Raw genomic sequence first — 24,475 nt, 5'->3', positions numbered from 1 at the left:
TGAGGTAACAACGGCACAATCGGGAGCGGTAAGCAGGGTTTCCGTGGTGAAGCTGATCTCGGAGCATCCGGTGGCTTCGCCAGCTGCGTTGTAGGGAACAACGGTGACATAGATGGTCTCGTTTTCCGGGAAGTCAGTTGGTGGGTTGTAGCTCGTACTTGATACATCGACGTTGTCGGCGATATCCGATCCACCCGGCGCGGTGCCGATGATTACGTAATAGCCATCCGCGCCGGCAACGGCATCCCACGTCATGTCAGCATCCACCGGTACATCCGTGGCATTATTGGCAGGCGTTATGTTTGTCGCACACCCGGGGACCGTTACCAAAGTTTCCACGGTGAAGCTTTCTTCCGAACATCCAACAGCATCCCCTGCGGTGTTGTACGGAACAACCGTCAAATAAATACTCGCATTCTCCGGCAAATCAATAGACGGTGCGTATGTAGTTGTATTACCTACATCCAAGTTATCTTCGATATCGGTCGCTCCAGACGACGTTCCAATGGAAATACGATAACCTGTGGCTTCAGCCGCAGCATTCCACTGAATAGGCGACGTAACGGCAACATTGGTATCGCCATCCGCCGGACTAGAAAGTGTAGTACAGCTAGGCGGCGTTAATGTCGAAGTTGATTGATGTTCGTAAGCTCCCGCGTCGATATGGTCACCAAATAATCTATTGTTTCCAGCCAAGTCACTGTCCGATGCCGGTACGGTTCCTGCAACAGCGGTATAAAATGTATTCCTTCCGTATTCGATAGCAGGACTGTTACTCTGTAGACTAAAATCGCCGCCGGATAGACCTTGGAATACGGGGTCTATTCCGACTAAATTATTAGAGCCGTGGTTCGGATTACCGATAGATACTTGTAAGATATTTCTTCTGATATCCACATCAAACGAATCATCCCAAGTCCTGGTTGAAAAAATATCTGGAGAAAGACCACCGGAAGATGTATTGTTATAAAATATATTGTTGTATATGCGCGAAAAGTAAGATGCCCCTGTATAGTCTATGAACGCTATCGCTTGATTTTGGTTGCCGACAAAAGTGGCATTGGAGACGCTTAGACCTGCGGCGTTATAGATTGCGCCACCTTGGTTAGCGGCTCGGTTATTATTGAATATGGCATTAGCAACAGTTGCTGTTGACGATAGTCCATTATGGATCGCGCCTCCATTGCTATTTGCTACGTTGTCAGTGAAGGTAGTACGGTTCACTGTTAATTCCTCACCGTTATAAATAGCTCCACCCGTTCCAGCACTGCTGTTCCCGATAAACACGGTGTTTGATAGGTTAAGTATCGACCTCGTATTAATCGCACCGCCCGCGCCATCACTTTCATTATTTTCAAAAACACAAACGTCAATCGATACGGTGTTACCAGACCACGTATAAATTGCTCCGCCAGTATTATGTGAGGCATTATCCTTAAATGTCGAATTTCGAATAAAGGTATTATTCATCCAGATGTGGATCGCCCCACCACCATTGGCAGAACCTGCATAACTTTGTGTTCGGTTATTTTCAAACAAACAATTGTCGATCAGTAATTCGGAAGAAAACGATCCCCAAGCGAACACCGCACCCGCGCCCCGACTGCCTTCCGAAATATTGTCCCGAAAAACACAATTCCGAAGAATGACTCCACTACGGCCATAAATAGCCCCACCTCCTTCATATTCTCCTTCAACAAATCCGTTTTGGAATGTAATACCATCTACTGTAATATCATGATCCGCATATATAATCCGTTGCTCAAAAAGTCCATCCAGTATGGTTTCATTATTTTCGTAATCTCGTTGATTCAAGGTTGTCTCGGTCTCATCAAATCCGCCATACATACTGATACCGGCCGAAAATGAAGAGATATTCGACGCCAACGTTTCGGTAATCTCATAGACGCCTTGTGCTAACCATAATTCGTCACTTGCGACAGCATTATCCACCGCATCAGCTAAACTACTGGCTTGCACCCAAGAAGATCCATCCCCATTACCAGTCGGCGAAACATATATCACGGTCTGCGCTTGCAGCAGCGCACCCGATAATTGCAGGGAAAAAAAGAAAGTAAATAGAATACGACGCATATTGCCAACATTACCCTTACCGATACGAGTAAGGTCAGCCTTGATATCCGAATAGATTTCATAGGCCCATTTTCGTTAAGAAAGTGGATCAAAAACAATCGGAGCAAAGTTACCGGAAGAGGAATCCGGCAACTATTTTTCACTGTATACACTGCGTATACATGCACCATATCCGTATATACAAAGTATCTACACGTATTGAGTCGGCGGTTCATTCCATTCGCAAGCGACAAGTAATTTTTAATCCGGATGTATCGAATATTACTTGAACGTATTTCGCTTACGTTAAGTGCAGCTACTTCACAACCCCATTATATGAAAAACCCCTGCTTTCGCAAGGGTCACTTTAGTTGGTCGGGATGACAGGATTCGAACCTGCGGCCTCTTCGTCCCGAACGAAGCGCGCTACCGGGCTGCGCTACATCCCGCTTTTGGTCGATATGGTGTGCAAAAGTATCACTTTCTTACGAAAAAAATCACCCCACCCTTGCATATTCAATTTTTTATTTAACTTTGAAAAAAAAAGTACTTTCAGATGAAGAAAGAAAAGGACTATATAGGGGATATCGCCGAAATCCGTTCGATGATGGAGCGGACGTCGAAGTTCTTATCGCTTTCGGGTTGGGCGGGCGTTATGGCCGGTATCTATGCGTTAGCAGCCGCCTATTTGACGTATGCAGTGCTCGATTTCAATCCAAGCGAAATAATCCCGCAGACCGGCGCAGCCTCAATGGCATTACCTATCCCTCCCCAGATATTGTCTTTGGCATTCGGTACTTTGCTGTTGGCAGTCGGAACCGCTATCTTTCTTTCGCAGCGCAAATCACACAAACGGGGCGAAAAGCTCTGGAATACCACATCCCGTCGACTCGTTATCAACATGGCTGTCCCCCTCGTTACGGGAGGGCTGTTGATCCTCGCACTACTTGCCCACGGAATAGTTGGCTTAGCTGCACCTTTTTCGCTCATCTTTTATGGTTTAGCACTCTATGGTGCCGGCAGTTTCACTTACGGGGCCGTTAAAGTTTTGGGACTGATGGAAATTGCACTTGGACTCATCGGCACGTATTTTATCGGCTACGGGTTACTTTGCTGGGCTATCGGCTTCGGCGTATTGCATATTGTGTATGGTATCTACATCCATTATCGTTACGAAACCGAAACATAAATCATATTGACACACAGGGCGACTCATGATTTACATCGAGCCCTCAGCAGCAAAGCGGAAAATAATTAGCTGAAAAGTGAAATTAGCAATAAACGGACTATATAAAGCATTCGAAAGCCGGGTGAGGCTGGGTATCATGTCAGCGTTGGCTGTGAATGACACGCTCGACTTCAACGCGCTGAAAGAATTTCTCGACGTCACCGATGGCAACCTGGCAAGCCATATCAAGGCTTTGGAAAAGGAGCAGTTCATTGGTGTAAACAAATCGTTCGTCGGCAAGAAGCCCAACACACAATACTTTATAACAAAGACAGGTCAGTCTGCATTCAACAACCATTTAACGGCCCTGCAACAATTAATTGAATCACAGCGATGAATACGCAAATAGGCATTATATTTTTTTAAATTATCACTTTGTAAATCAAAGTTCTTTTTAATTATTTAAAAACAAAAACAGGTTTTACCCCAGAAAAATCATGAAAACAGAAATCCACGCCCATCTCAACGATCCCAAAAAGCTCGAGACACTGTATCGGGCAAACCGCACGGCATTTAAGCAGGCCTTCAATACCCTATACCCGACACTTAGCGGCAACATCGTCGCGGATTATTGGAACGAGCGGTTAAACTATGACAGCGAAATCATTCATTGGGGCACAAAACGGAAAATTCTCTTTGTCATCATCGCGTCTGCCATCGCCGGCCTTATCGCGCAGTTTCCTTCATTATTCGGGATAGACGAAGCGCTTTTCTATTCCCGAAATATTGGTTTCATTGTCTTCCCTTTTTTGGCATTGTATTTTGCGAGGGAGCATAAACAGCCTATCCTTAAAACCGCGTTGCCAATAAGTGCAATGTTGGTCTGCGCAGTTTTCATCAACCTGCTCCCCAATATACCAACAAGTGATACCGTTGTATTGTCATGCCTTCACCTCATCCCCGTGCTATGGTCGGCAACGGGTCTTGCATTCGTTGGAAATACGCCAAACAAACGGGAGCAACGAATAAAATTCCTTACGTATAATGGTGATTTATTGGTTATGATGGCGTTGATCGTTATCGCAGGTGCCATACTCACCGGCATTACCATTGGCTTATTTTCAGCTATCGGATTTGATATTGAAGATCTCTACGCTCAATATATTGGAATTACCGGCCTAGCTGTAACGCCTTTGATAGCGACCTACCTAACCCAAACCAATCCGCAATTGGTAGGCAAAGTCTCCCCGGTAATCGCCCGGATATTTTGTCCGCTTGTTTTGGTGATGTTGCTTATCTACCTGTTAGCGATGGCTTACGGTGGGAAAGACCCTTATACCGACCGAGATTTTTTAGTGGTTTTCAACATCTTGCTGGTTGGGGTAATGGCTATTGTCTTTTTTTCAATTGCCGGTACGTCATATACAGCGAAAAACCGCATAGAGATTTGGGTCTTAACGTTGCTAGTGGTCGTGACGGTAGTTGTAAACGCGGTCGCGCTCTCGGCTATCTTATTCCGGATTAGCGAATGGGGCATAACGCCTAACCGGGCAGCCGTGCTGGGTGCCAACCTGCTGGTACTGATCAATCTGCTATCGGTACTTGTTCAACTATTCAAGGTACTTTTTAGGAATGCTCCCATTGCTGCCGTCCGAGGGGTCGTTTCAGGATACCTTCCGATTTACAGCTTATGGGCGCTCATTGTTACTATTTTTTTCCCACTGATATTTGGTTTTTGATGGGTACATCCGGCACTGCCGGATTACAAATCTTATTGTGGTCACTTCGTTTTTGACTTCACAGCAAACGATGCGTGGGTGACATTTAAAAAAAAGGAAGGATCAAGCAAATCTGGCCTGCGTTAAAAACAACAAAACCCTCGCTTTCACAAGGGTTCAAGTTCAATTGTCGGGTTGGCGGGATTCGAACCCACGACCTCCAGCACCCCATGCTGGCGCGATACCTGGCTACGCTACAACCCGATTGGGAGTGCAAAGATAAAAAAAAATTCAATTCAGGTCGGATAAAAAGCGCCCTGCCCCACGCTTTTTTATCTTCGTTTCCAACCTAAGTGCATCGCCACGGTCGGAAAGTTCAATACGGTGTGCCAGACGCCAGGGAATGCCCCTTTTGTATAACAGCTGAACCCGCGGTTACGATCAGGCGCATCTCCAAATCTGCGGAAGGCAGACTCCGCTCATTTGTGAGTATTTGCATAACGAAGTGCGGCTTCAATGTTGATTCCACTCTCCCAAGGGCGACATCCGCAGCCGCTCGGCTTTTCGTCGATATAGTACTCTACCCATGCACCTGCACCATCGCGCAGACCCATCATCTTGGCGTAGACTTCACCCGCAAGTGGATGATTGGTCTCAGCCAAGGCGTAGAGGAACATACCATAGTCGTAGCCGAGGATACGATTCAAACTAGAGAGACGCCCCGTCTCTAGGTAGAGATCAATTACCTCTTGCATCATACGTTCTTTCTCCTCCGGTGTAAAGAGGTGAGCATTGATGTAAATCGGAAAGAGATTTGCTGAGGGAATCTGGAAATATTCCTCGGTAGGCATCTCCACTTGGCTATGATCTTTTTTCATGCAATCCGCACAGAAATATAGACTTCCTTTGTAGTGATAAGTTTACGTAAAATAGTCCGGGTGGCCCGGAAAAAGACACACACCTGCGCGGGTTGCAGGAAAATTCTCTTTTGCTTCGCGGACAGGATTGTTGATGTAAAGCTTCCCATCCCTAAAGAAATTCACGCGATAATTCGCTTTACACGAGATCACATCCTGCTCAAGCGCGGTTATTTTGTCTGTATCCCAAAGACCGTGTGTTCTAACAAACTTGAGCAGTTGCTCACTCCCCTCGATAAAAAGCAACGTCGATTCAGCCGATCCGTGATACATCACTTTACGGGGGACGACTCCTCCTGCTATATAAGTTTCGTCACCATTGAAGGGGAGCATACCGTCGATGATATGCTTCTGCTGCATTTCAGTCGCCCATTGGAGCATCGGTAAGATCTCCCGTAAAAATTCGATATCACCGGTCTTTTGATAATAATCGAATGCCTGCATCACCAAGAAACCAGTGATTTCAACATCATCGTTTTCGTGGATATGAAACAAGCCGTCATAACCCATCGACTGGGCGTTTTTTATAAAGCCGAACTTCTTCCATACGCCGTAATAAAAATTCAGTACCCTTTTCGCTTCCTGATTATGGCCCAAGGCAAGCAGTGCCCGTGATACTCCATATTGATCCCGCACATACCCCATATGGTAGATAATTCCCGCCAGTACACCTCCCTCATCGGCTTGCTGGCTTTTGATAAGTACACTGATATCGTCTGCCGCCTGCACCAAATCACTGTGTTGTCGTCTGTTCAATGGGCCTTGAGGTACGTCAACTTGTGCCGAAGCAAACTTTTCCCAGTCTTGGAGCGTTTCCTTATATAGTTGCTCGGTAGGGCTGTTGAGTATTTTTTGGGTCAATTGAGCGGCCTCCTCAGCTGTCGTGCCAGCAATAAGCATCAATTTCCCCTCCCCTTCATCAAAGGTAAGCCGAATGTCTTTGTGTTCGGCATCGATGAATTCCAGTGTAGCGGCACCCGTAACAAGCAGTTGATAATGGTATCCCCGCGGAGATTTATAGGTACTGTAAAAAGGTACGCCAGGCGCGATAATGATATTGAAAAGCTTGTTAACACCTTCAGGCAATTGATCTGCCGGACACTGTTTGACCGTGATTTTTTCACCGAATGGATGGTACCGGTCTTCCAGCTTTATTCGGATATGGTAGTTTACCTCTGAGTTGGTTTGAGCAGTGCGGATATAGCTATGGTGCTGTGACGTAACAAAATCGCGGTGAACGGTAGCGACATCTCGCTTCCCATCTGTTTTGTGAATGAGTTTATGTGTCCAAACAGCGCTCTTTGGAATACGATCCGACACAACATCCAGATCGTCTGCCAAGACCATTTCAAACATGCCGGGAGCAGAATACGGCGGACCAAAAGCCTGCAAAATATTTGCCTCTTGTCCATAGACACATAACCGTCCGTTCCCCATAGCATGGATTCCGGCTATACCTGAATTATTAGGGCCGTCTATTTGTGGCTTTCTTTCAGACGCGTAACCGACACTTTCAAGAAGAAGGATGCAAAATAAAGCGAGAAAACTAAAACAAGATTGCATTACGATTTGATTTACAGCCACCGAGCAATACAATCTCATTGGCTAGGGATGATAAGATTTTAAAACTCGAATCACCCATTTCTGTCACCAATATGCTTATAAAATCCATCGCGGTAGGTATCCCCCACCGGAATGATTTTATCTTCGATAAAGATACGGCCACGCTCAATGCTGGCAATCTTATCCAACGCAACAATATACGATCGGTGTACACGTATGAACCGATTGGAGGGCAGAATATCTTCCATCTTCTTCATGTTCTGAAGGGTCACGATCCGCTCATCTGCGGTGTAGATGGATATATAATCTTTGAGCCCTTCGATATACAGGATGTCGTCGAGGTCCACGCGCTGTATCTTATGCTCCGTTTTAACAAAAATAAAATCCACTGCATCACTTGGCAGCGAGGCGGCGACAGGCTGGAGCGTCTGTTGGGCGCGGTTATTCAACACTTTCTGTACAGAGCGGTAAAACCGATCGAACGCAATTGGCTTCAATAAATAGTCCACCACATTAAGCTCATATCCATCCAACGCATACTGCGGATAGGCCGTCGTCAGAATCACATCGCATTTGCCGTTGATGATTTTCAGGAATTGTATTCCAGTTAGTTCGGGCATCTGTACATCCAGAAATGCTAAATCCACCTCGCCATTCTGTACCAAGGCAAGTGCATCAATGGCATTTGTTGTACTGGTTACCAGTGTTAGTTCAGGTACCTTGGCAACATAATCAGCGATAATATCTAATGCCAGCGGCTCGTCGTCTACAGCAATACATCGTACCATGGGCTATCCTTTGGGGCTATAAATATATGAAAAGTTCACTACTGTAATAATATTCCGATTCTACGATGTTGATGGTATGTCGGTCCGGATACCCCAATTGCAGTCTCCGCTTGAGGTTAGTCATTCCTACGCCTTTTGTCTGGTCTTTATTTAACTGGTTCTTAGCATTTTCGGCTTTAAAGTTCAACCGCCCGTTCTTCACACTGATGTCGATACGGATGGGCTTGTGTTTATCGGTTGATACTCCGTGCTTAAATGCGTTTTCGAGAAACGATATCAGCAGCAACGGCATGATGCGGTGCCCCTCGACATCGATATCAACATGCAGGTCTACATATACTTTTTCTTTAAAACGCAATTTCTGCAAATCGATGTAATTTTCGAGGTAATTGATCTCTTCCTCCAACAGCACCAAATCCTCGTTGCTTTCGTATAGCATGTACCGCATAATTTCCGATAGCTTGAGGATAGCCTCTGGGGTCTTCTCCGATTTCTTATAGGCCAGCGAATAGATACTATTCAGCGAGTTGAAAAGGAAATGGGGATTAATCTGCGATCGCAAGAAAGCCAGTTCGGCATTCAGTTTCTCCGTTTCCAAACTCTTGCGGTCCTCCCGCGTCTTGAAATTAGATGAGACTACATACACCGCGGTACTGAGTAGCATAAAAAACAGTCCGGAAATCAATGCCATTACCATATACTGTAAGGGCGTCAGCATTTGCTGTTGACCGTCACTATCGCGGTACTGCAGAATGATATCGTCGTAATAGTGGGCGATTCCGTATTTAACCGCAATAGACACCACCAAGACAACGGCCATATAGGTGAGTGCCCGCCAGTACCGACCGGTACCGATCAACAGCGGGTTGATTAAGAAATAGTGCATATAGAAAATGGAGACATTCAACGCGCCGTATAGTAGGATAAGGATAAATGCATGAGCCGGACGCTCCCTTGAGTTCACCAGGAACAATACGGCCAGCAGCACCAACCATACCAATCCGTGAGCTAAAACTGCCTTGTTTTTAAGCATAATTACAAATATAGGACTAGGTCACCAATATCTACGGTGGTTATCGACAAACACTCCCGTTCCATCGGCCAATCCGTTATTTCGACAGACAAACGCCAAAATCCGGTTGGTCTACAAAATCTTGCCGTTGGTCTAAAACTTTTTCGAAGCAAATCGATAATCAGTTTATTTGTAGTGTGCAAGAGAAATTGATGTGAGTCGCTAACCCTGAAACATAATGAAGATGAAGAAGTTTGTCAGTAACATTTCACCGTTTCTATTACTTGTTATTCCATTTTTCGTGGGCTTGATACTAGTAGCAAAACAGCCGAAAAGCGAAGTGGTCCTAGAGCGCATCCAATTGAACGCGTCGTTTATTTCGTTACCTGATGTTCATGTTTTTAAAGTATGGCTGTGGCGATAATGGGGTTGCTTGTGTACCTTTGCATCCATGCAAAGTACCCGCCTATCTCTCCACAGTATATTGACTGCCCTTGAAATCGACGCAGCCTGCTTACCTTTATTGGAGCAGGCGCCGACGTACGACGAACTCGTGCGCGCTCACACACCCGATACCATCTACACCGCTATCCACGCCGTAGGCGACACACTTCAGGTAGCACCGAAAGCCCGACAATTAGTCGAAAACCTCGAAGAGCGCATCAATATTATTATTCATAAGCTAAAGTTTATTGCTGACGAAAATAAACCACGCGTGTTATTTCTGAGCAACATTTCGCCTGTTCAGCTCATCAATGACACGTACCTGGAAACCATTGCACGAATTGCAGGGGGCATTCCCATCAGCGCATCCGCAGATGTAGCAAACGCCGATGTTATCGTTGTGGTCAGTGAAAGCCCGATACCCCGGTTACTAACTGCATTTCCCGTACTGCTCACCCAACCCGAATGGGCGCAAACGGCAGCAGTGAAAAACGGAAACGTGTTTATTATCCATCATCCCAACCACCTTCGGCAGCCGGGAGCGCTCATCGCTGATGATATCGAGATTTTGGCGGAAATCCTCCACCAGAAGCAGTTCTTTTTTGGTCGCGACGAAGATGCGTGGATGAAATTCGAGGGGTATTAACCTAGCTCCCAGTCATCAAATAATCCTTGAATGCTCCGAAGTTCACATCCAGTGTTATAGTCTGCTTTTCCTTACCTTCCAGCTGGCTCACTTGCACTGGGGTAGTTATCTTCGTAACAAGCTCTTGTGGAAAAACGTCGGGAAATTTACAGGGGTGCGCGGTAGATAGAAAAACCGCTGCATATGTTCCGGGGTACTCCTCGCGATAGCGCTTAGCCGCTGACCAAGCAATGGCCGTATGGGGACAGGCAATGTAACCATACTGGTCGAATATCGCTTGGATTGCATCCCGTGTTTCTGCATCAGTGATGGTGTACGACGAAACCAATCGCTTTAATGACGCTCTGTCGTTGTTGAACATATCCATAATACGCACCCAATTACTAGGGTTACCTACGTCCATTGCATTGGCCAACGTCTGCACCGATGGACGCGGCTCATACCGACCATCCTTCAAAAAGCGCGGCACGGTATCATTCACGTTGGTAGCTGCAATAAAATGGGTCACGGGTAGTCCCATCTTGTAAGCCAATAGGCCCGCTCCGATATTACCGAAATTACCGCTGGGTACTGAAAAAACTACTTCCCGCATGCCCTGTGCCTGTAGTTGGGCATACGCATAAAAGTAATAGAAGGTCTGCGGAATAAGCCGTGCGATGTTGATTGAGTTGGCCGACGTAAGCCGTAATGCCGCTTTCAGCCCTGGGTCATTGAATGCTTCTTTAACCAGCGCCTGGCAATCGTCGAATGTGCCGTCCACTTCGATGGCTCGGATATTATGGCCGTTGGTAGTTAGCTGCAATTCCTGCACAGGACTCACCTTACCCTTCGGGTAGAGGATTGTCACCCGTGTGCCCGGTACACCCAAAAAACCCAGCGCTACTGCTCCGCCGGTGTCGCCGGAGGTTGCCACTAATACGTCGAGCACTCGCTCGTCCGTTTGCGAAAGTGCAGCCATCACGCGGCTCATAAAGCGAGCACCGAAATCCTTGAAAGCCAGTGAGGGTCCATGGAACAGTTCCAAAACGGCCATACCGCTCTCCAGCGGGCGCACCGGTGCCTCGAAGTCAATGGCATCATCGATGATACGGCGCAAATCAGCTACTGGGATGGCATCGCCAATCAGTGCCGAAGCAACCTTAAATGCGATATCCTGGAAGGTAAACTGCGAGAGGTTCTGGATGAAATATGCATCCAGTGTCGGAATGGTTTCCGGCATGTATAAACCTTTATCTGCCGGCAAACTATTAAATACCGCTTCTTTGAACGGCACACGTAAATCCGTATTGTTTGTACTGTATAATTGCATGGTTGTCTGATTCGATTTAATCACCTATTTCTTTTGGTCCCGTGGTGTTGATGGCCGAGACATAGCCGTTGCTATCGATGGCCTGCCGATTGAGGAGTTCCTGCACGGCAGCCGTAATGCGCTCGGCCGCTTCTTTACTTTGCGAAAACGCAAAGACAGATGGTCCCGAGCCTGAGATACCGAAGCTAAGTGCTCCCGATTCCATGGCCACCCGGCGCATCTCGTAAAACTCGGGAATTAGGATGGCCCGTGTGGGCTCAATAAGCACATCGTGCATACTCCGCCCGATGAGCTCATAATCGTCACTAAAAAGTCCTGCCACCAGTCCAGCAATGTTTCCCCACTGGGTTACGGCTTCCCTCAGTGCTACCTTCGTTCGGATCATCTGCCGCGCATCGCGCGTAGGCACATCCACGTGCGGGAACACTACTGAAGCGAATAGCGACGGAGGCGCCGGCAGGTTCACTACATCAAGTGGGTCATATCCACGGATCAAGGTAATCCCGCCCATCAATGCAGGAGCCACGTTGTCTGCGTGTCCGTGGCCACAAGCCAGTTCCTCGCCCTGCACTGCAAAGGGCAGCAATTCTTTGCGCGACAGCAGGTTGCCCAGTAACGTATTGATGGCGAAGAGCCCTGCCACGGTACTTGCCGCACTCGACCCCAAACCGCTGCCGATAGGCATTTGCTTATGCAGTTCAATCGCTACACCAATGTCTGTCCGTCCAACATGTTGCAAATAGGTCAGTACGCTGGCACTTACCGTATTTTTTGTTACTTCGCGGGGCAAACGTCCATCGTCACCTGTTATTTCAACCAGATGAACCCCGGGCTTTTCGACCTTCCGGATGCGTACCTCATCACCGGGCTCGTCAAGAGCGAACCCCAACACATCAAACCCACAAATCATATTAGCCACCGTAGCCGGTGCAAACACATGTACCTGTTCCTTTTCCATGGATGTCCTTTGATTACGCACCTACATTCACTAAATCCGCAAACACACCAGCTGCGGTCACTTCCGCTCCGGCACCTGGGCCTTTAACGACCAACGGCCGTTCCTTATACCGTTCCGTAGTAAACGAAATGATGTTATCGCTGCCGGACAGAGCAAAGAAGGGATGGCCACCATCTACCATTTCCAGCGCGATGTTCACCTGGCCATCTTCCAGCGTACCGATATAACGAAGCACTTTATTTTCTTCCTGTGCCTTTTTCTTCAATGCGTCGAAATGTACATCAGCCGCTTTCAATTCGCGATAGAAATCATCTACTGAAGCCGCATTGATGCACGAATCGGGCAAGATACCCCCCAGCTGCACTTCCTCCGGTTCAAGGGCATATCCGGCATCGCGGGCCAAAATCAGCATTTTACGCATGAAATCGGTCCCTTTCAGGTCATCGCGCGGATCGGGTTCGGTAAAGCCGAGCTCTTGGGCTGTTTTCACCACATCGTAAAATGATGCATCTCCGGTAAAGTTATTGAAGATGTACGAAATGGTGCCAGAAAGAATCGCCTCGATACGGACAATCCGATCGCCACTCATCATCAGGTCACGGAGTACCCGAACGATCGGCAATCCTGCGCCCACATTGGTCTCATAAAAGAAATCAACGCCGTGCCGGCGGGCCGTATCCCGGAGCAGCCGGTATTGGTCGAAACGACCCGAATTGGCTATTTTATTGCAGGTTACCACCGAGATATTCGATTGGAACAGCCCTTCGTAGTACTGAATCGGTAACTCACTTGCTGTATTGTCTATAAACACACAGTTGGGCAGATTCATCTGTTTCATACGCGATACGAACAAATCCAAATCGGCCTGTTCGCCCGATTCATGTAACTGTTCTTTCCAACTATCCAGCGCGATACCGTCGCCATTGAAGAGCATCTTACGCGAATTACTGATGGCTACCACCTTGATTTCGATATCATTATTATCGAGCAAGAAGCTATGCTGCTCGCGTATCTGCCGAAAGAGGGTTGAACCAATATTGCCGGTGCCTACATTAAACACATGCAATGTTTTATTCAGCTTAGCGAAGAAGGCATCATGCACGGCATTCAATGCCTTTGCGAGGTCATCATGACTGATAATCACCGAAATATTGTATTCCGACGAGCCTTGGGCAATTGCCCGGACATTAATGCCGTTACGGCCCAAGGCATGAAATAGCTTACCCGACATACCCGGTGTCCGTTTCATATTTTCGCCCACAATGGCTAGCACGGAGAGGTTTTCCTCAATTTCGGGTTCCGACAGCTTATTAGCCAGTAATTCCAGCTCGAATTCGGCTTCAATCAGTGCCTTTGCCCGCTGTGCATCCGCAGGATGCACGGCAAACGTGATGCTATGCTCGGAAGATGACTGGGTAATTAATACCACATTGATCTGCTCACGTGCCAACAGTGTGAACAGCCGGCCACTGAAACCTGTGCGGCCGACCATGCCGCCACCCGTTACATTGATAATGCTAATTGCTGGAATGGACGAGATGCCTTTAATAGGCAGCGACGTTTTCCCACTGTCATACTGGATGACAGTACCGGGAAACTCCGGATTAAACGTATTACGGATTACAATGGGAATCTTCTTAAGAAACGCAGGGATCATCGTTGGGGGGTAGATGACCTTCGCCCCAAAATACGACAGCTCCATGGCTTCCGTGTAGGAAAGCACGGGTAGCGAGAACGCTTTCTTGACAATACGCGGATCGGCCGTCAACATTCCATCCACATCCGTCCAGATTTCGATGGCCTCGGCGCCAAGCGCCGAACCGACGATGGCCGCGGTGTAGTCGCTCCCACCCCGCCCCAACGTGGTTACCCGCCCTTGCCCGTTGGCTGCGATAAACCCAGTAAAGAACAGCAGCTTCTGTCCGCTTTCGGCCACGTACGCCTGGATGGCTTGCTCCGAAAGCGATTGGTTTACATGTGCGCTACCGAAATGGCTATCGGTTTGGATAAGTTTTGTAGTATCCACGAAGTCTACCATCGGAAAATACTGCTCCGCGATTTTGCTGACCAGCAAAACCGAGCATCGCTCGCCATAGCTCACGATCAGATCTTTGCTTTGCAAACTCAATTCGCGCAGGTTATAAACACCCTGCAAGAGATCCTCCAACTCATTCAGGTAAATTTTCAGCTTCGTAAATACCGGATTTTGCCGCTTAACAGCGATAAGCTGTTTTACGACGGAAAAATGGCGCGATTCCATTTCTTTCAATCCGTCGATGAAATCCTTCCCTTCAGCCGCATCGGTGGCAAGCTGGGTGAGCAGATTGGTCATACCGGCCATGGCCGAGAGTACTACAACGGGCCGCTCACCAGCGTCGTAAGACTTTTTTACGATTTCAAGCACCGCAGCGATGCTGTCTACAGAACCTACGGATGACCCGCCAAATTTGAGTATCTTCATGTTATTTCCTATACCTTCGCGTTGAAACTAAAAACGCCCTCCTCTACTCGAGGAAGGCGCTTTATGGTTTTTATCGTTACGACTACAACATAAACTTACTTCCTCCGCGTATTATACCCGGTGGTAATCGTTGTTGTAATGGTCGTTTTTCTGTTCACTGTATTGATATTTCCGCGACAAAGGAAACCCTTTATTTTGAAATTTGCAAGAAAAATATCCTTTTTTTACCATTAGCTCATTCCGTCCTTTTCTTGGACACCAAGGCGGCTTCAGACGGGCTAATTCAAGTACAAACCGAGCTCGGAAAGCCAACTCCGAAAATACCTCGATAAAATTTAATACCTTTAGCCAAACAAACAGGAAAGAACCTATGTTTACGACATCAAACGTAACCATGCCCCAAAGACATACAGACCAACAGTCTCGATGGCTACAGGCAGCAAAGCACATCAATTTTATATTTATTCCATTCGCACTCATCATGACGATGGCCTGCAATAATACCCAGCAACCCCACCAATCCGCCTATAAAACCACTGGGAGTATCGAACGCCTCGACCCCGCTATGGACGCCATCATAGACACCAATGCAACGATTGAAATCATTGCCGAAGGCTTTCATTGGAGCGAGGGGCCGCTGTGGGTGGAAACCGAGCAGCTATTATTGTTCTCTGATGTGCCGGCAAATACGATTTATAAATGGACCGAAGAAGGGGACACAGAAGTATACCTGCAACCGAGCGGCTATACCGGAACCGAACCCAGCCAGAGCAAAGAACCTGGCAGCAACGGGTTATTGCTGGACAACGACGGTAACTTGGTACTTTGCCAGCATGGCGACCGGCAGCTGGCACGGATGGACGTGCCGTTAGATAAACCGGCAGCCACCTTTTCGACCTTGGCCAGCCATCATGAAGGCATGCGTTTCAACAGTCCCAACGATGCTGTTTACAACGCGTCCGGCGAACTGTTTTTTACGGATCCGCCCTACGGGCTGCCAACACAAAACGATGAAGACCCCACAAAAGAAATTCCTTACAATGGCGTGTATAAGGTAACGCAGAAGGGCGAAGTTGTTTTATTGACCGATAGCATCACCAGACCCAATGGCATAGCATTCTTCCCCGATGGACATACCCTATTGATTGCCAGTTCCGACCCGAATGCGGCCAACTGGTACTTGCTCGATCTGCATAATGCTCAAACTATACCGACATTGTTTTACAGCGCCACTGATGAGCGTGAAGGCTTACCTGGATTGCCCGACGGACTGAAAATCACCAAAAACGGCACCGTGTTCGCCAGCGGGCCCGGCGGTATTTGGATATTCAATCGCACAGGCCGTGTATTGGGCAAAATAAAACTGGATAAAGCCGCATCCAATGTCGCATTATCTGCCGACGAAAAAACGCTATATATCACCAATCATCAGCAAGTATTGCGGATAAAGACAAATCGGTAAGTACCTCCGCCGTATTCCGTCAAGCTGTGCGCTTGTCGGCAATCCACTACATTATCTGATTATCAAGCGGTTTATCCTTGCAAAAAAAGCAGGCGTTTTTACCTTTGCCGTCACTTAGCAATCGGGGCTGGCATAACGTGGCACCCCACCAATGCGCAAACTAAAATGCACACCGGCAAGACATACGGCATCGATATCAGCTTCGAGACACTCAAGCTACCCCTGCAACATGACGTATTGATCCTGGCAAAAAATGCGGCACAGGGCAAGCGCGGCTTGGGCAGGTCGCTGGAGCTTTTGGCACCGGGTACGTTCCAACCGGTCGACTCGGAGGTAGGGCACGAAGGTATCGAGGCTGTCTACATCAACCAGCGAATCCTCACCAAAATCCCTATTGAACGCATTATGCACATCCTACACCAGCATGTTTTTGAGCATGTCGGTGAGGGTGAGTTGATACAGCTGGATATGCACGTTCGAATATCCATGAACAACCTCAATAGTTAAGACGAAACAGAAAATGGGGGGGGCGATGAATATACAGTCATTAATAACCAAACAGTACACTACAATCGATGCTTATGCCGGGACTGGTTACGCCACGGATCTTTTGCGCACCGCGGATGTGTTGGTTGTGGTTGAAAATGAAAAACCCATAGGTATCCTCACGGCATCGGACCTCGCCATGAAACGGCACCAAATTGTAGTTGACTGCTTAGGCCCATGGCCGTCAGTGAACTCCAACGAGTCGATCAGTTCAGTATTGAACCGAATGAAAGCAACCGGTGCCACCGCTCTGCCCGTTACATTCAAAGGAAGCTTCTACGGTATAATCAAACAAATAGACCTGCTTACCCACTTATATATCGATCACGAAAAACAACGGGCCGCACTGCTGGCTGCTGCACACGACCTACGCAGCCCCATTGCATCCATTACCATGCTAGGCACCATTCTTAGGGCTGACCCCGCATTGCGCAAACATCAGGAACTGATCGACAAATTGAGCGAAAGCTGCGACTATGCGCAGATACTCATAAAAGACATCCTCACCACGGAACAGTCGCCCACAGAAACACTTATACTGGAAACGGAGAATATTGACGAGTTGGTTGACGGATGCGCGGCATCATTGTCCGAGCAACTGAACAGTAAGCAGTTGGTACTATCCAAACAGCTTTACAGCAACCTCAATGTTAGGGTAGACCGCCACAAACTGAAACGGGCAATCCACAATATGCTTTCAAACAGCATTAAGTTCTCGCACCCCGGTGGTACCATCACGTTATCCACCCGTGCAGCTCCTGGCGACCGCGTATTTCTTGTTGTGCGAGATACAGGCATTGGCATCCCCGAACACATGCGAGAGCGTATATTCGATAAATTCACCAAGGCCAGGCGCCCCGGTACGGCAGGTGAGCCGACAACCGGTCTGGGTTTGTACCTTACCAAAACAATCATCGAATTGCATGGCGGCACCATTGAGATGGAAAGCGATGGCAAAACCGGCACCAGTTTTATCGTATCGTTGCCGGCGTAGCCGATGGAATACTATTTCAACGTCAACGCTTTAAATGAGCGTGTCAACTCGGTAAGTGACTCTTCCACTCCCATTCGTTCCAACGACGACGCTCCCACAAAACCTTGTACATCGGTACGGTCTAGCACCCAACGCACATCGTCCGGTGTATTAATCGGGCCACCGTGGGCAAGGAAAAAGACCTCAGGATTGACCGATCGGCCTGCTTCAATGATTTCCTGTGTGCGTTCGACCGCAAAATCCATGCTGCGCGAGGCATTGACCACCCCGATGGACCCACCTACCGTAGTGCCTACGTGCGAAATGATTGCATCCGCACCTGCATCCGCCATTTGCTTAGCTTCCTCTGCCGTGGCTACATATACAATCGAAAACAAATCCATTTTCGTAGCTAGCCTAATCATCTCTACTTCCTTGGAAAAGCCCATGCCCGTCTCCTCTAACACGTGCCTGAAATGGCCGTCTACGATGGAATGGGTAGGGAAGTTATTGACGCCCGAAAAACCCATATCCTTCACTTTCAGTAGATGGTGCCACATGCGGCGTCTCGGATCAGACCCATGCACGCCACAGATTACCGGTACTTCATTTACCACGGGCAACACCTCAAATTCGCCAATTTCCATTGCCTCCGCATTCGCGTCGCCATAAGCCATCAACCCGGCGGTTGAACCATGCCCCGCCATTCGGAAACGCCCAGAATTATAAATGATGATCAAGTCCGCACCACCGCGCTCAATGAATTTGGCGCTGATGCCAGTGCCTGCGCCAGCCGCAATGATAGCTTTCTTATCGGCCAGCGTCTGTTGCAAGCGCTCCCTTACTTCCTGTTTCGTATAAGGGTTACCCACCCCGGTCCATGGATTTGGCATAGTTAAAATCGTTTTTTGTCTGTGGCACGAAGGTCGGCAAGTTTCCCAACATACGCAAATCAAGTAGGGAGTTATGCCTTTCGGCTCCTCATGAGGCGGAGCAACGTCTCCACTGCCTGACTGGCAAATGCCGCGTCATTGATGTGCACAGGCAGTTCAGTTACCGCTAAGCGATCACTTGCTGTCTCGCGTATCGTATCGAACAGTGTACGGTTCGTCTCAGATGCTGCAAAAACACCGCCCTCAGTATCGATTTGAGACAGTCCCTGGTTAGGCAGAAGGATGGTTACCGGCGCTTTAGCACGATTCAGTTTGCTTGTCAGTAGCCTTGCCAGTTGTTGATTTTCATCGGCGTCCGTGCGCATCAGTGTTACATCGGGCGCCCAGCTGTATAGCTGGCGTTGACGATACCGTGCAGGCACCGTATCTAGGTGGGCAAAATTAACCATATCCAAGCACCCTGGGGCCACCACCTGTGGCACACCGCATCGGGCAGCTGCCTCCAAGCGGACTGGGCCTGCACTACAAATACCGCCGCAAAGTTCGTCGGCCAACTCAGTGGTTGTGACGTCTAGCACGCCATCAAAACACCCCTCATTAATAAGTGATTCCATGGTTTGTCCACCCACCCCGTTGGCGTGGAATACACACACCTCATATCCGCGCGCTTGCAGCAACTCCGTGCAAGCCGTTACGCAGGCGGTGGTGTTGCCAAACATGGAAATGGCAACCCTACCATAGGTATCTGCGACTTCGGTTTCGCCCTGCGTATTTGCCATTCCACATAAGGCAGCCGCTGCCTGTTTTATCAGCATCCGGCTGATGCTGTTCAGTCCGGCAACATCCACAACTGACGGCATCAATACGATATCTTTACTTCCTACCTGCCGTGAGAGATCCTTTGAAGCCACCGTGCTGAGGCACAGCTTCGGAATGCCAAGTGGAACTGCTTGCATGGCGGCCAGGGCAATATAGGTTCCACCGCCGCCGCCCATCCCCATCACTGCTTTCAGTTTACCCGCCTCATGGAGACGCTTCAGGACGCTGGCCCCACCCCGTCCCATCACATCGACGGTATAACCCCGATCAGCACGCTCACGTAGTTCTGCAAGGGTATGGCCAGCAGCTGACGCGACGTGGTCAGCTTCGAAATCGACCGGAAAATCAGCTCTATTGCCATACGTGCCTGTATCGATGGTGATTACCGATTCATTATGTGCCAATATGCAAGCGCGGAGGAACGAGAAATCAGGCCCTTTGGTATCAAAGCACCCCAAGAGTACAATGGATTTTTGAAGGCTAGCCATAGTCCTCCACGAAACGATCCAACACTTGCATCACGTTGTACCCTTCCTCTACGCTGCACGGATTGGGCCCCACTCCCCGAATGTACGAAACCACCGCGGCAATCATCGGTAGTTGCACATGCGGCAATGGGTCGAAATCGAAACGTTGCAGGCCCTGATCGTTTATCAGTTCGATGGGTCGGTAATCAAATACCGAAAACGATACCTTTCCTTCCGAACCGACCACTTCACATATGTCGCATTTCTCAGCCACGTTAAAGGCCCAATGCCCGGTGAAAAGCAAGTCACTTTCAAACCAAATCTGCCCCGACACCACGTCGGCGGCACCATATACCTTCGCTTGGTTGCGGGCTATACCGCTGCTCGAAGCGACGTTTCCAAAAAAATAATGCATGAGGTCGATTTGGTGCGGTGCCAAATCGTGGAACAGGCCCCCACCGGACCGGTTTGGATTGAGCCGCCATTGCATCCCTGGCGACTGCAACATCTCCGTGGCGAGCGGCCGCTGGAAGTACCGTAAATTGGCAATCCGTGGCGTGCCGATGTGTCCTTCAATCAGTTCCTTCAACTTTTTGAAGTAGGGCTGTTCCCTACGGTAGTGCGCGACGGATAATTCCACACCGCATGTCTGTTGTGTTTCCACCAATTCCTTCGCTTCACGGCTGTTCAATGTCATCGGCTTCTCGAGGTATACCGGCTTGCCGGCTTGTAGTGCGGCGTTGGCATAGCGCGCGTGGGTATCGGGTGGTGTAGCGATATAGATCGCGTTCACTTCCGGGTCGTCAATGAGCTGTTGCGCGTCGGTATACCATCGTGGTACACCATGGCGCTCGGCATAGCTTTTTGCTTTATCAGCATCCCGGCGCATCACCGCGACCAGCTGTGAATGTTCCACTTGTTGGAATGCCGGACCACTTTTCACCTCGGTCACATCTCCTGCGCCGATTATTCCCCATCTTACTTCCATAATATTTCATCTAATTATTTATTGATAAAATCAAATTAAACATATGCTTCGCCGTTGGGTACGGCGGCGGTTTCCCGGCCATCAACCACAGTTGCCTGAGTTATCGGCAAAGTGAGGTAGAAAGTAGAGCCTATGCTAGGTACACTTTCCACCCTTATCTTTCCATTCAACCGATGGATCAATTCACGGCACAAGAATAGGCCCAGACCGATCCCCTTCTCGCTTTCAGTACCGTACGTCGATTGGATCTGCCCATTGAAAATTTCCTTGACGTCCTCGTCCGACATCCCCACACCGTTGTCCTGTACGGAGATAATACATTCATTCCCTTCGGAGTTTTCAGTTATGCCGACGGTTACTAGACCACCCTGCGCCGTAAACTTAATGGCGTTGCTTAGGAGATTGCGGATAATCAATTCCAGCATTTCCACATCGACATACACTTGGGTACTAATAGTCGCATCTACACGAATGTTTATTCCTTTTTTTTCGGCGATAAATCGTTGAACATCCAATACCCGATCAATTACAATGGTCGGCTCCACGGCTGTGAACACGGGATGAATCCCCTTTATCTGTCCGAGCACCCACGAGAGTACATTATTCAGTAAGTCTGATGTATTGCGCGCCGCCACCAATAAGTCCGCTCTTAGTTCCCTCTCCTGTTCCGGAGGAAGCTCTTCTTTCGATAGGATTTCCAATGTGCCGGTAATGGCATTCAGGGGGTTTCTTAGGTCGTGGCCCAAAATGGATATCAACCCTAATTTCTCGTGGTTAGCCTCCTGCAGTAACCGATTTTGGTTCTTGATCCGTTCACTTTGATGCTCAATCAGCTTTGCCCGTGCGTCCGCCGCAGCCCGTTCGCGCTCATAGGCCTTCCGGAGATACCGCGTTGTCAGGAAAATAGACACAACGATAATGGGCAACGATGTAACCAGGTCAATCAACCGGGCATTTTCGGTTTGATAACCGGCCAGTACCATCGCGGGATACCAATATTCGAGCACCAACAGACCGACAGGGAAAACGAGATGTAGCACCGTACCGATACGTTGTAAGCGCTCACTGGCAAAAACGACCACAAGCTGATAAGATAACAGAAAAAAATAAAGTGCTGGGCCTGCACTTCCGCCATTATAGAGAAAGACGAAGGTAATCAACAGGTAGCTCCAAGCCATGTAAACCTGTAAACCCGTTTGATATAGTCCACGGTATCTCGAAAGGCAATACATGACCACGAGCATTCCTTCGGTAGCAAACAACACGATTGCAATTTCAGTCAACCCGAGGTACCAATCGACCGGTATTAAAATAGCCAACAGTAGGAATACGAATATCGATACCACATTAAATCCACGATTCTGCCGCGGCAGTTCATCGGGTTTCCCTACTAGCTTATCCCAATATCCTTTAAGTACGATTATAATTGAATTAAACAATTTTTTTCCCAACAGAATAATCAACTTACAACAATAAGACAAACATAGTTGAAAAACAGCAAATTTTTAATACCTGACGATAAATTAACGCATGGTAAAACTGCATTGTAATCGGTTTGCCTCGACAAATGACCCAGATTAGACGGGACAACTTTCTCCCCATCTCCCTCCATTTCGCATGCGGTATGCGGGCCGGATACGGGCGGTATGCGTGAAAAAGTAACATACACCCCGCATACAGCCCGCGTCTGGTACGCATTACGGCAGAACAAAGGCAGAACAAAGGCAGAACGATGGGAAAAGAAAGGTGGAAGAAAATAGGTGAACATAAATGATATTTGTCATTTTTGTGGGAAAATTCTTTCTGTATATTTGCCGGGAATCGATTACGATAAAAAGGTGTTCATACGTTTTTGTACATATATGCTTCTGGTCGCGCTGACACTGCAGTCGTTCTATCGCAGTATCATGACCGTGGAGTATCAAATACACTTACCTGAGTATATTGCAAAATGTATCAACAAAGACCAGCCTCAGCTCCATTGTAATGGCCAGTGCGTATTGATGAAGAAAATAGAAGAAAAAGAAAACAAGGAAGCAAAAAAGAGTCTAGTCGTATATGAGTACAGTTCGTTGTACGTACATAGTGCTCATATCGCTTTAGCCCTACATAAACCGCAAGAAGAAATCAATCAAAACCTTTTTTCACCGTACCTTGTTGATTACCGATTTAACTACCATACTGCTATATTCCGCCCACCCATTGGCTAACCTTACCAATAGCGCATACGTGTAAGGTTGCCTAGTCGACACTTGTTCGTCGGATTCGCGTCACCTCCCCGCATACATCGAGGATAGGTGGATTGAGTTCCACGTAAGCTACCGGCCACTGGTCCAACCATTGTTCACCAGACATTCGTCAACAACATAATGAAGAAATTATTATTTTTTCTTAGCGCGGTATGCTTCGCGGCGTTATCGTGCACCAAAGAAAAAACAGACTACGAAGGGGCTATAGACTCGGAGACTCCCGGCCATATAGCTTTTAAAGAAGCTACCGCCATCCATAGCGGAGGTTACTACATCAGCATTGAGGCACTAAATGGCACTTTCTATAAAGGTTACAATGAAATCCGCGTGAAAATCACAAATAGCTCAACAAGCGTGAAGGTTGATGTTGCTGGCGTTACCTTTTTGCCCATCACGACCGATGCCGATGGCGGAACCAACTCTTGTCCGCATCGATACGATTTGGCGTACAAACCGGACAGCAACTATTTTTCGGGCTATTCGGTCTTTACAAGTGAAAGCGGTGCGGATGGAACTTGGGCGCTGGATATCGGCTTCACCGTCGCCAACCAAACCTATACGGCGACGCTGCCAATTGTTGTCCAGGAACAGACCAACCAAAACCTGAACATGACGGCATTTACAGGAAAAGACGACGAACGATATATCATCGCGCTGGTGTCGCCGCAACGGCCGAAAGTTGCCGAAAACGAATTGATTGCGGGTATTTATCGGCTTAACACGCTTACCCCTTCGCGGTTCTCATACACCGAGGTGAGTGGCTATACACTGATGTTGGATCCGCGCATGCCGGAACCCTCCATGGGGAACCATTCGTCGCCCAACAATGTGGACCTCACGCAGCAAGACGATGGCTTGTACCGCGGCGTTGTCAATTACACCATGACGGGCAACTGGACATTGAATTTCATTATGCTAAACGAAGATGGAAGGATTCTCAAAGGAACCGAAGTGCCAACGGATTTCACGCCGGGAGTCGAAGGCGTGAAGAGCGAATTATACATCGACATTTTATTCTAAG

Annotated in this window: 21 protein-coding genes and 2 tRNA genes; 9 read left to right on the top strand and 14 right to left on the bottom strand. The window is 48.2% G+C overall.

The window, feature by feature from the left end:
• Window positions 1-2,094, bottom strand: a 2,094-nt coding sequence (locus VNQ80_RS19480) for a choice-of-anchor Q domain-containing protein (protein WP_325641841.1), incomplete at its 3' end; no start/stop codon positions are given.
• A 351-nt stretch (window positions 2,095-2,445) separates the two neighbouring features.
• Window positions 2,446-2,522 (bottom strand) — tRNA-Pro (locus VNQ80_RS19475).
• A 107-nt stretch (window positions 2,523-2,629) separates the two neighbouring features.
• Here VNQ80_RS19475 and VNQ80_RS19470 point away from each other — a divergent pair.
• The 3 genes from VNQ80_RS19470 (at window position 2,630) to VNQ80_RS19460 (ending at window position 4,980) form a co-directional block, all read left to right on the top strand.
• Window positions 2,630-3,262, top strand: a complete 633-nt coding sequence (locus VNQ80_RS19470; RefSeq protein ID WP_325641839.1) for a hypothetical protein — start codon at window positions 2,630-2,632, stop codon at window positions 3,260-3,262.
• A gap of 76 nt (window positions 3,263-3,338) precedes the next feature.
• Window positions 3,339-3,638 (top strand): transcriptional regulator, encoded by a 300-nt coding sequence (locus VNQ80_RS19465; protein WP_325641837.1) that lies wholly within the window; start codon window positions 3,339-3,341, stop codon window positions 3,636-3,638.
• Between the two features lie 100 nt (window positions 3,639-3,738).
• A complete protein-coding gene (locus VNQ80_RS19460) occupies window positions 3,739-4,980 on the top strand; it encodes a hypothetical protein (RefSeq protein WP_325641835.1) in 1,242 nt (413 codons plus the stop codon).
• 169 nt (window positions 4,981-5,149) lie between these two features.
• Here the strand turns inward: VNQ80_RS19460 and VNQ80_RS19455 are convergent.
• From VNQ80_RS19455 to VNQ80_RS19435, 5 genes are all read right to left on the bottom strand, one after another.
• Window positions 5,150-5,223, bottom strand: a tRNA-Pro gene (locus VNQ80_RS19455).
• 215 nt (window positions 5,224-5,438) lie between these two features.
• Complete coding sequence (locus VNQ80_RS19450) at window positions 5,439-5,837, bottom strand: hypothetical protein (protein ID WP_325641833.1); 399 nt, start codon at window positions 5,835-5,837, stop codon at window positions 5,439-5,441.
• Between the two features lie 42 nt (window positions 5,838-5,879).
• Window positions 5,880-7,313, bottom strand: a complete 1,434-nt coding sequence (locus VNQ80_RS19445) for a hypothetical protein (RefSeq protein WP_325641831.1) — start codon at window positions 7,311-7,313, stop codon at window positions 5,880-5,882.
• A 197-nt stretch (window positions 7,314-7,510) separates the two neighbouring features.
• The gene (locus tag VNQ80_RS19440; protein ID WP_325641829.1) at window positions 7,511-8,227 is read right to left on the bottom strand and encodes a LytTR family DNA-binding domain-containing protein; all 717 of its coding nucleotides are present in this window, start codon (window positions 8,225-8,227) and stop codon (window positions 7,511-7,513) included.
• Window positions 8,228-8,243: 16 nt separating this feature from the next.
• The gene (locus VNQ80_RS19435) at window positions 8,244-9,260 is read right to left on the bottom strand and encodes a sensor histidine kinase (RefSeq protein ID WP_325641827.1); all 1,017 of its coding nucleotides are present in this window, start codon (window positions 9,258-9,260) and stop codon (window positions 8,244-8,246) included.
• 430 nt (window positions 9,261-9,690) lie between these two features.
• On the opposite strand from VNQ80_RS19435, the gene VNQ80_RS19430 reads away from it, so the two are divergent.
• Window positions 9,691-10,329 (top strand): hypothetical protein, encoded by a 639-nt coding sequence (locus VNQ80_RS19430; RefSeq protein ID WP_325641825.1) that lies wholly within the window; start codon window positions 9,691-9,693, stop codon window positions 10,327-10,329.
• Window position 10,330: 1 nt separating this feature from the next.
• Here VNQ80_RS19430 and thrC read toward each other — a convergent pair whose 3' ends face one another.
• Genes thrC through thrA form a run of 3 tightly spaced genes read right to left on the bottom strand, consistent with a single transcriptional unit; the run spans window position 10,331 to window position 15,057 of the window.
• Window positions 10,331-11,638, bottom strand: coding sequence for a threonine synthase (gene thrC, locus VNQ80_RS19425; protein ID WP_325641823.1), 1,308 nt, complete (start codon window positions 11,636-11,638; stop codon window positions 10,331-10,333).
• Window positions 11,639-11,654: 16 nt separating this feature from the next.
• Window positions 11,655-12,596 (bottom strand): homoserine kinase, encoded by a 942-nt coding sequence (locus VNQ80_RS19420; protein WP_325641821.1) that lies wholly within the window; start codon window positions 12,594-12,596, stop codon window positions 11,655-11,657.
• Window positions 12,597-12,609: 13 nt separating this feature from the next.
• On the bottom strand, window positions 12,610-15,057 hold the full coding sequence (gene thrA, locus VNQ80_RS19415; RefSeq protein WP_325641819.1) for a bifunctional aspartate kinase/homoserine dehydrogenase I: 2,448 nt from the start codon (window positions 15,055-15,057) through the stop codon (window positions 12,610-12,612).
• A gap of 370 nt (window positions 15,058-15,427) precedes the next feature.
• Here thrA and VNQ80_RS19410 point away from each other — a divergent pair, with 370 nt between their 5' ends.
• The 3 genes from VNQ80_RS19410 (at window position 15,428) to VNQ80_RS19400 (ending at window position 18,059) form a co-directional block, all read left to right on the top strand.
• On the top strand, window positions 15,428-16,519 hold the full coding sequence (locus tag VNQ80_RS19410; protein ID WP_325641817.1) for an SMP-30/gluconolactonase/LRE family protein: 1,092 nt from the start codon (window positions 15,428-15,430) through the stop codon (window positions 16,517-16,519).
• Between the two features lie 165 nt (window positions 16,520-16,684).
• On the top strand, window positions 16,685-17,026 hold the full coding sequence (locus VNQ80_RS19405) for a hypothetical protein (protein WP_325641815.1): 342 nt from the start codon (window positions 16,685-16,687) through the stop codon (window positions 17,024-17,026).
• A gap of 25 nt (window positions 17,027-17,051) precedes the next feature.
• Window positions 17,052-18,059 (top strand): ATP-binding protein, encoded by a 1,008-nt coding sequence (locus VNQ80_RS19400; protein WP_325641813.1) that lies wholly within the window; start codon window positions 17,052-17,054, stop codon window positions 18,057-18,059.
• An 11-nt stretch (window positions 18,060-18,070) separates the two neighbouring features.
• On the opposite strand, the gene VNQ80_RS19395 is transcribed toward VNQ80_RS19400, so the two are convergent.
• The 4 genes from VNQ80_RS19395 to VNQ80_RS19380 all read right to left on the bottom strand — a co-directional run bounded on the left by VNQ80_RS19395 (window position 18,071) and on the right by VNQ80_RS19380 (window position 22,644).
• Window positions 18,071-18,931: a phosphoenolpyruvate hydrolase family protein gene (locus VNQ80_RS19395; RefSeq protein ID WP_325641811.1), complete on the bottom strand. Its 861-nt coding sequence runs from the start codon at window positions 18,929-18,931 to the stop codon at window positions 18,071-18,073.
• Window positions 18,932-19,002: 71 nt separating this feature from the next.
• Complete coding sequence (locus tag VNQ80_RS19390; RefSeq protein ID WP_325641809.1) at window positions 19,003-20,238, bottom strand: Tm-1-like ATP-binding domain-containing protein; 1,236 nt, start codon at window positions 20,236-20,238, stop codon at window positions 19,003-19,005.
• Window positions 20,231-21,205, bottom strand: coding sequence for a Gfo/Idh/MocA family oxidoreductase (locus tag VNQ80_RS19385; RefSeq protein ID WP_325641807.1), 975 nt, complete (start codon window positions 21,203-21,205; stop codon window positions 20,231-20,233). The genes VNQ80_RS19390 and VNQ80_RS19385 overlap by 8 nt, the downstream gene beginning before the upstream one ends.
• A gap of 35 nt (window positions 21,206-21,240) precedes the next feature.
• Entirely contained in the window at window positions 21,241-22,644 is a 1,404-nt protein-coding gene (locus VNQ80_RS19380; RefSeq protein ID WP_325641805.1) for a HAMP domain-containing sensor histidine kinase, read from the bottom strand.
• Between the two features lie 423 nt (window positions 22,645-23,067).
• Here VNQ80_RS19380 and VNQ80_RS19375 point away from each other — a divergent pair, with 423 nt between their 5' ends.
• Complete coding sequence (locus VNQ80_RS19375) at window positions 23,068-23,415, top strand: hypothetical protein (RefSeq protein WP_325641804.1); 348 nt, start codon at window positions 23,068-23,070, stop codon at window positions 23,413-23,415.
• Between the two features lie 159 nt (window positions 23,416-23,574).
• Window positions 23,575-24,474 carry a FixH family protein gene (locus tag VNQ80_RS19370; protein WP_325641802.1) on the top strand — a complete coding sequence of 300 codons (900 nt, stop codon included), beginning with the start codon at window positions 23,575-23,577 and terminating at the stop codon, window positions 24,472-24,474.
• The last annotated feature ends 1 nt before the right edge of the window (window position 24,475 follow it).

This window comes from Parapedobacter sp., assembly GCF_035556095.1.
Lineage (GTDB): Bacteria > Bacteroidota > Bacteroidia > Sphingobacteriales > Sphingobacteriaceae > Parapedobacter.
This window is presented reverse-complemented; position numbering and strand designations above follow the sequence as displayed.